General features: G+C 55.2%; 8 protein-coding genes. 2 read left to right on the forward strand and 6 right to left on the reverse strand.

What is annotated here, in order from left to right:
• Positions 1-547 (forward strand): DUF5110 domain-containing protein (locus tag DD606_RS22850; protein WP_129259201.1); only part of this gene is annotated, 547 nt, incomplete at its 5' end.
• Between the two features lie 91 nt (positions 548-638).
• On the opposite strand, the gene DD606_RS22855 is transcribed toward DD606_RS22850, so the two are convergent.
• Entirely contained in the window at positions 639-2,234 is a 1,596-nt protein-coding gene (locus tag DD606_RS22855; protein ID WP_003858434.1) for an ABC-F family ATPase, read from the reverse strand.
• A 222-nt stretch (positions 2,235-2,456) separates the two neighbouring features.
• Between DD606_RS22855 and ldtB the strand changes: the two genes are divergently transcribed.
• Positions 2,457-3,377 carry a L,D-transpeptidase gene (gene ldtB / locus DD606_RS22860; RefSeq protein ID WP_003858435.1) on the forward strand — a complete coding sequence of 307 codons (921 nt, stop codon included), beginning with the start codon at positions 2,457-2,459 and terminating at the stop codon, positions 3,375-3,377.
• A gap of 41 nt (positions 3,378-3,418) precedes the next feature.
• Here the strand turns inward: ldtB and DD606_RS22865 are convergent, their stop codons facing one another.
• The 5 genes from DD606_RS22865 to DD606_RS22885 all read right to left on the reverse strand — a co-directional run bounded on the left by DD606_RS22865 (position 3,419) and on the right by DD606_RS22885 (position 7,917).
• The gene (locus DD606_RS22865) at positions 3,419-4,135 is read right to left on the reverse strand and encodes a GntR family transcriptional regulator (RefSeq protein ID WP_015571043.1); all 717 of its coding nucleotides are present in this window, start codon (positions 4,133-4,135) and stop codon (positions 3,419-3,421) included.
• A 15-nt stretch (positions 4,136-4,150) separates the two neighbouring features.
• On the reverse strand, positions 4,151-5,473 hold the full coding sequence (locus DD606_RS22870) for a PTS sugar transporter subunit IIC (protein ID WP_023324365.1): 1,323 nt from the start codon (positions 5,471-5,473) through the stop codon (positions 4,151-4,153).
• Between the two features lie 51 nt (positions 5,474-5,524).
• Positions 5,525-6,901, reverse strand: a complete 1,377-nt coding sequence (locus tag DD606_RS22875) for a glycoside hydrolase family 1 protein (protein ID WP_045894927.1) — start codon at positions 6,899-6,901, stop codon at positions 5,525-5,527.
• Between the two features lie 150 nt (positions 6,902-7,051).
• The gene (locus DD606_RS22880) at positions 7,052-7,639 is read right to left on the reverse strand and encodes a YbjP/YqhG family protein (RefSeq protein ID WP_306768321.1); all 588 of its coding nucleotides are present in this window, start codon (positions 7,637-7,639) and stop codon (positions 7,052-7,054) included.
• Positions 7,549-7,917, reverse strand: coding sequence for an NlpC/P60 family protein (locus tag DD606_RS22885; RefSeq protein WP_129259203.1), 369 nt, complete (start codon positions 7,915-7,917; stop codon positions 7,549-7,551). The genes DD606_RS22880 and DD606_RS22885 overlap by 91 nt, the downstream gene beginning before the upstream one ends.
• Positions 7,918-8,206 lie beyond the last annotated feature (289 nt).

The raw sequence follows: 8,206 nt of genomic DNA on the forward strand, positions 1-8,206 counted from the left end.
CGAGCACGATGCGCAAACCTTCAAAGAGTGCGACGACTTCCTGCTGGGCCGCGACCTGCTGGTCGCCAGCGTCGTCGAAGCCGGGCAGCGCGAGCGCCGCGTCTGGCTGCCGGATAACGAAACCGGCTGGTACGATTTTTACACCCACGCGTGGTATGCGGGCGGGCAAGCGATCGTCCTTGATGCGCCGCTGGAAAAACTGCCGCTGCTGGTGCGCGCCGGGGCCGGTCTGCCGCTCAGCGAGCGCATCCGTCACGTGAGCGCCGATAAAGACGATACCCGTGAGCTGAAGCTGTTCCCGGTGAAAGGCGTCGGCACAACCTCGGGGCTGCTGTTTGAAGACGACGGTGAAAGCTGGGGCTACCTGAACGGCAATGCGCTGTGGGTGGAATGGGAAATGGTGTGTGATGGCGCAACCATCAACCTGAAGGTGAACGCTCGCGGCGGCTATCGTCCGGCATGGAAGGCGCTGAAGGTATCATTACCGGCGGGGGAAAAACGTACGCTGCGGGTGAATGGAGTTGAAGGGGGCGAGTGGGTGGTGTAGTGCGGCCTGTAGCCCTCACCCTAACCCTCTCCCACAGGGAGAGGGGATAAAATGTAGGCCGGGTAAGGCGAAGCCGCCACCCGGCTATTTTTTAACTCTCGATACCTTTACTGCGCAGGTAATCTTCGTAGTTACCGGTGAAGTCCACCACGCGCTCTGGCGTAATTTCGATCACGCGGGTCGCCAGCGAGCTGACGAACTCACGGTCGTGAGAGACGAAGATCAGGGTGCCCTGATACATCTCCAGCGCCATGTTCAGGGATTCGATCGATTCCATATCCAGGTGGTTAGTCGGTTCGTCCATCACCAGAATATTCGGTTTTTCCATCATCAGCTTGCCGAACAACATACGGCCCTTTTCACCACCGGAGAGCACTTTGGCGGGCTTTTTGATGTCGTCCTGGCTGAACAGCAGACGCCCCAGAATGCTGCGTACCGCCTGCTCATCGTCGCCTTCCTGCTTCCACTGGCTCATCCAGTCGAAGACAGTCAGATCGTTTTCGAATTCATATTCATGGTCCTGCGCGTAGTAACCAATCTGCGCGTTTTCAGACCATTTCACGGTTCCGTTGTCCGGTTGCAGTTCACCCACCAGGGTTTTCAGCATAGTGGATTTACCCACGCCGTTGGCGCCGAGGATGGCAATCTTCTCGCCCACTTCCAGCAGCAGGTTGAAGTTTTTAAACAGCGGGCCTTCATCGAAGCCTTTGGTAAGGGCCTCCACTTCCAGCGCGTTACGGAACAGCTTCTTATCCTGCTCGAAGCGGATGAACGGGTTCTGACGGCTGGAGGCTTTAACCTCTTCCAGCTTGATTTTGTCGATCTGACGCGCACGCGAGGTCGCCTGACGCGACTTAGAGGCGTTAGCGCTGAAGCGGCTAACGAAGGACTGCAGGTCCGCAATCTGCGCTTTCTTCTTGGCGTTGTCCGCCAGCAGACGCTCGCGCGCCTGGGTGGCGGCGGTCATGTACTCGTCATAGTTGCCCGGATAGACGCGCAGCTCGCCGTAGTCCAGATCCGCCATGTGCGTACAGACCATGTTCAGGAAGTGACGGTCGTGCGAGATGATGATCATGGTGCTGTCGCGGTCGTTGAGCGTCTGCTCCAGCCAGCGGATGGTGTCGATGTCCAGGTTGTTCGTTGGTTCGTCGAGCAGCAGGATGTCCGGGTTAGAGAACAGCGCCTGAGCCAGCAGCACACGCAGCTTCCAGCCTGGCGCAACTTCGCTCATCGGGCCGTAATGCTGTTCAACCGGAATGCCGACGCCCAGCAGCAGCTCGCCCGCACGCGCTTCCGCAGAGTAGCCGTCCATTTCGCCGTATTGCGTTTCCAGGTCGGCCACTTTGTAACCGTCTTCTTCGCTCATCTCAGCGAGACCGTATATACGATCGCGCTCCTGCTTCACTTCCCACAGCTCCGCATGCCCCATGATCACGGTGTCGAGCACGGTGAACTCTTCGAAGGCGAACTGATCCTGACGCAGCTTACCGATGCGCTCGTTAGGGTCGAGCGACACGTTACCGAGCGTTGGCTCCAGGTCACCGCCGAGGATCTTCATAAAGGTGGATTTTCCGCTACCGTTGGCACCAATCAGGCCGTAACGGTTGCCGCCGCCAAATTTGACGGAAATATTTTCGAACAGCGGCTTACTGCCAAACTGCATAGTGACGTTGCTGGTAACTAACACGGAGAGATTCCTGCGAAAAGTGTGATAAACGCGGCATTATGCCACAATTCCGAATTGAGATCCCGTGTTGCGGTAATCCACTAAACTTTAACAAAATCGAAAAAAATGTGATTTCGTACACATCTGAATTCCCAGTTAACGGGAATGCACATATAATGCGCTCCCATTACTGATTCAGACTTATCAACTCATCGCCAGAATGGCTTAGATACCTCGCATAACATGAACATGAAATTAACAACGCTTTTTGCGGCGGCGTTAGCCGTAGTAGGTTTTTGTAAGACCGCGTCTGCGGTGACGTATCCCCTGCCGACAGACGGAAGCCGTCTGGTGGGTGAAAACCAGGTGGTGACGGTGCCGGAAGGTAACACTCAGCCGCTGGAATACTTCGCGGCGCAGTATCAGCTCGGCCTGTCTAACATGCTGGAAGCGAACCCGGGCGTTGACCCGTATCTGCCGAAAGCGGGTACCGTACTCAACATTCCACAGCAGCTGATCCTGCCGGATACCGTGCACGAAGGTATCGTAATTAACAGCGCCGAAATGCGTCTGTATTACTACCCGAAAGGCACCAACACCGTGATCGTTCTGCCTATCGGTATCGGTCAGCTGGGTAAAGACACCCCGCTGAACTGGACCACCAAAGTGGAGCGTAAGAAAGCGGGCCCAACCTGGACGCCGACCGCCAAAATGCACGCTGAGTACATTGCTGCCGGTGAACCGCTGCCAGCCGTTGTGCCTGCCGGCCCGGATAACCCGATGGGTCTGTACGCGCTGTACATTGGTCGTCTGTATGCCATCCACGGTACAAACGCCAACTTCGGTATCGGCCTGCGCGTAAGCCACGGCTGCGTGCGTCTGCGTAATGAAGACATCAAATTCCTGTTCGATAACGTGCCGGTTGGTACGCGCGTGCAGTTCATTAACGAACCGGTGAAAGCGACGTCAGAGCCGGACGGCAGCCGTTACATTGAAGTGCATAACCCGCTGTCCACCAGCGAAGATCAGATCAACAACAACGAAATCGTACCGATTAAGCTGACCAGCGCGGTGCAATCCGTTACCTCTCAGGCGGATGTTGACACGACCATCGTTGACCAGGCGATTCAGAACCGTTCCGGTATGCCGGTGCGTTTAAACTAATCGTGATAATTAAAAAAGCGGACCTTGAAGTCCGCTTTTTTTTATCCGTTATTCACGATAACGATACCGCCATGGTCATAGCGATAGTGACAATGGGCGTACTCCAGCGGCGTACCATCTTCCAGATAGATCACCTGCTCTACCTCCAGCACCGGGTCGGTTGGCTCGCAGACAAGGTGCTGCATATCCAGCGCACTGGGCTTCAGCGCCCGCACCACCCGATACGATCCCATGATCTTCAGCCCCAGCGTCTCCTGCACATACCGGAATACCGAACTTTCAAGATGGGTTTTGTTCAGACCGGGGACCAGATTGAGCGGCATTACCGTGGCGTCCAGAGACATCGGCTCACCGTTTAGTAAACGCAGACGGATAAAGTCATAGATCGGCGTATCCGGATTTATCATCAGCGATGCCTGCTCTTTCTCGTTCGGGAAGCGCAGTTCGAAGTGCACCACCTGGCTCGTCACCGTGCCTAAATGTTCCCAGGTTTTGGTCGCCCCGAAGTAGTCGCTGCCGGAGAGATCCCACTGGGAAAGCTGGAGGAAATTTTTGCGGATGAACGTGCCCTGCCCCTGTCGGGTATAGACCAGCCCTTCAACGATCAGCTGGCGCATCGCCTGCTGAATGGTCATCCGGCTGGTGCTGAACTCCGCCGCCAGCGCGAACTGGTCCGGCAGCGGTTCATTGGCGGCGTACTGCTGGGTAATAATGCGTTTCTTAATTTCCCGCGCTATGGTGATGTACTTCGCCGCCATCTTCCTTCCTTTCAGTTAGTTTTCTATCCCGCTGTTTTTCAAGGCCACTCGCTCGGCCACCTTTAGGAAAGGCAGGTAGAAGAATACACCAAATACGATGATTGCCAACTGCACCACCACCGCCCGCCAGTCCCCCGCCGTCGCCAGCCAGGCGCTGAGGATCGGCGGGGTCGTCCACGGGATCATCACCACGCAGCGCGACATGAACCCCAGCGTGGTACAGAGCCACGCAAAGTAAATCCCGATAGCAGGCAGCAGCACAAACGGGATCATCAGCGGTAGGTTAAAGACTATCGGCAGGCCGAAAATCACCGGCTCGTTGATGTTAAACAGACCCGGCGCCAGCGACAGACGCGCCACCTGCTTCGCTGATTTCTGTCTTGAGAAGATGAAGATAGCGATCAGCAATGAGATTGTGCTGCCCGTCCCGCCCACCATGCCAAAGGTCGGCACAAAGATGTTGTTGATGATGTGCGGGATCGGCTGGCCGTTGGCGAAGGCCAGCATATTCTCATTGGTATTGATCAGCAGGAACGGCTCCAGCACCACGCTGTTGACCACCGACTGATGAATACCGAGCGTGAACAGGAAGTTACCGAAGCTGTAGATGAAAATCGTCCCGGGCAGACTGGTGTTGATCAACCGCAGCGGCTGCTGAATAAATGTCGTAATGAGATGGATCAGATCCGTGTGCAGCACGTTCGCCAGTATGGCCGCCAGCACCGCAAACAGGGAGAGCGTGAGGATCGTCGGGATCAGCGCGGTAAAGGATTTGCTCACCGCTGGCGGTACGTTCTCCCCGAGCGAAATGTGCAGCGCCTTCAGCCGTGAAATGGCGATAAACAGCTCGGTTGAGAGCAGCCCAATCAGCACCCCGGCGAAAATCCCGGTGGAGCCAATATTGGCGAACGTCAGAACCTGGGTGACGTTCACCGTGGCGTCGCTGCCGACGGGGGTAATCTGTAAGCGCATCGGCATCATGATAATGAAACTGCTGACGGCGATAACCACTGCCGAGACCGGATTGTCGAAATCTTTGTTGCGCGCCAGCGACCAGGCGATCATCGGGGCCAGCAGCAGCGCGGCGATGTTCAGCGTGCCGTTGATAATCGCCTCGCCCCACACCTTAAACTGCGTAAGCGTGTCGCCCGCAAAAATCCACGGGAACACCACGTTATTCACCAGCACCGCCAGACCGGCAAGGATGAAAATCGGCATTACCGTGGCGAAGGCATCGCGAAGGGAGCGAAGATGCACCTGGTTTGCCAGGCGCGCCGAGAACTCTACAAATTTATCGACAAAAGACTGCATGTGCGGTGTTATTTTTGTTTCAGACATAGCGGAGTGTTCCCATTAATCAGTCACAAAAACGGCCCGGCAGCGTACGGCTTACATCTCGCGTCCGTTAGTATGGATAACCTGTTTTAACCACGCGTAGCTCTTCTTCGGCACGCGCTTCAGGTCTTTCAGGTCGTGATTTTCACGGTTGACGTAGACCACGCCGTAGCGCTTGCGCATGTCACCCTGCGAGCTGAGAATGTCAATCAACCCCCAGCCGAGATAGCCCATCACCTCTGCCCCATCCTCGAATATTGCCGCTTTCATCGCCTCGATGTGCGCCCGGTGGTAGTCGATGCGGTAGGTGTCCTCAACCGGATTCACGCCATCCCAGGACTCAATCACCCCAATACCGTTCTCAATCGGGAATACCGGCATCCGCCAGTCGTTGGCGTAGCGGGTGATGATGGTGCGAAAGCCCAGCGGATCGATCTGCCAGTTCCACTCGGTGGCCTTCAGGTACGGATTGTTTTTCTCGCCGTGCAGCAGGTAATAGTTAACCGGCGTGCCTTCCGGGATGGCATCGCTGTCCAGCGTTTTGCTGGCGTAGTAGCTGAAGGCCATAAAGTCGTTCTTCGTGCGCGCAAACAGCGCGAGATCGTCTGCGCGGTAGATATCGCCGAAGCCCTCCTGCTCCACCACCGCCATTACCGCCGGGCTGTAGCCCTGGCCCGCGAAGACGCGCAGCAGGTTCTGGTTGAGGAATTCGTCGTACTGCTGGGCGCAGAAGATATCGCGCGGTTTGCAGGTGGCCGGATAAATCAGCTGGTGCGCCAGCATGCCGCCCATCAGCTTGCCCGGCTTAGTCTGGTGCAGGTATTCGGTCAGAGTCATGTGCGCCACCATCGCATGGTGCTGAAGCTCATACAGCTCGCGCAGGGTTTGCTCACCTTTCATGTAACCGGAAATGCGAAAAGCTTCCGGCATATGGAAAATGTTCTGCTCGTTGAAGGTCAGCCAGTACTTCACCCGGTCAGCGAAGCAGTCGATCATCTTTTTGCCGTAGCGGATAAAGGCGTCCACCACGCGGCGATCGTTGAAGCCGTTGTACTCCTGCGCCAGCGCCAGCGGCATATCGAAGTGGTAGAGACAGACCATCGGCTCGATACCGCGGGCGAGCAAATCGTCAATAAAGCGGTCGTAAAAGGCGATGCCCTCGTCGTTGAACTCGCCGTCACCCTGCGGGCAGATGCGGCTCCAGGAGATCTGGAAGCGGTAGCAGTTCATGCCCAGATCCTGCATCAGGTCGAAATCTTCCCGGTAGCGGTGGTAGGAGTCGGTCGCCACTTTCCAGTCAGAGATGTTTTCACCGGCTTCCCGAATGTCATACACCGACATCCCCTTCCCGCCCTCATTCCAGGCCCCTTCCGTCTGCATGCTGGATACCGAGTTGCCCCATAAAAAGTTGGCTGGCAGTGATTTGTTCATGGTTGCTCCTAATATGACTAGTCATTTAAATTTCATGACTAGTCATATAGGCGAAGATGAAATGTCGATCAAAGGTGTGGATCGTTTTTTGTGAGGTTGATGGAAATAAAAAGCCCCGGCAGTTGCCGAGGCTAAGTTCCTGTTTAACGTTTAAAGCCCGCTTTCGGCTGCAACTTTTGCCTGGGCAATTGCTCCGGCATTGAATATGGGATGCTCATAGTTGTCGGTGACATCACGAACCCTGTATATCTTCCATGCGCCAGCCTCACGACGAACGAATACCTGCAACTCTACTTTTCCGCCGTTTTCTCTCCCGATCCAGACTGGCATAACCTCACCTCCCATAAACGATTTGGCTGGCCCGACATTTAACGCCGACACCCAGGCGGGATCATAGTCCTGCGCATAAGCGAAGTAATCAGATCCAAGCAGGTCTTGTTCGGGTATCGACTCTATATCATCCAGTCTCTTAATCGTGTCAGCAGAGACATATACGCGCAGATCAGACGGCGAATATTCATTGTCGCTACTTGTAAGTGACATGAGATACGTGGCGTAAAAAGAATGTACTCGCGTCGGCGCGCTCTGTTCCGGCTTAACTGAGCAAGCTGAGAGCAAGCATACGCCTAACACTATTGCGGCTCGCATCAATTCATCCTGTATATTTTGAAAGTCGGTTGAGCTGCGCGATACCCTGGACCAGGGTACATGCTGCGCTGTCGGAAATCGGAGATCCATTGTGTCCCATCATACATTGTCATATGCCCACTGGAGTTTCCTCCCGGATAAGGTTGGATCACTGCGACATCACCGCTCAATAATGTTGAACCCGGCTGGACTTCACGAAATCCCGCCCGCAATAATGATGGCCCATAATCTTTTGCGTTTAGCGTTCTCTCCAGACGAATGCCGCCTGCCGCTATAGCCTCTCTGGTAAAAGTCGCACATTCGTTATGCGAACGACCAAGAGCGTGTGACCGGAGGTGTGAAATAGCAACATCTTTATTCCAACTCATTCTTAGTTCCCTTAAGTAAGTAAGAACGGAATTATTGTGCCAGTCATTAACCTGATGTTGGCTAAATAATGCTTAAATTTGTCCGGTCAAAATATTTATTTCGCGCCCAATAAAAAGGCCGGATTCGCTGCGCGGATCCGGCCAGAGTCATCGCTGTTAAAAGATTATCCGCGCGGGGCGTCGCCAAAGACGCTGTAGTCTGGCAGCCGCACCTGCTGATACGGCTCCCAGCCGCCGCCGAGGGCTTTGTAGAGCGCCACCAGGTCAAGCGCGCTCTGCACCTGCGCCT

The sequence above is a fragment of the Enterobacter cloacae complex sp. GF14B genome (assembly GCF_004136805.1).
GTDB lineage: Bacteria > Pseudomonadota > Gammaproteobacteria > Enterobacterales > Enterobacteriaceae > Enterobacter > Enterobacter hormaechei_C.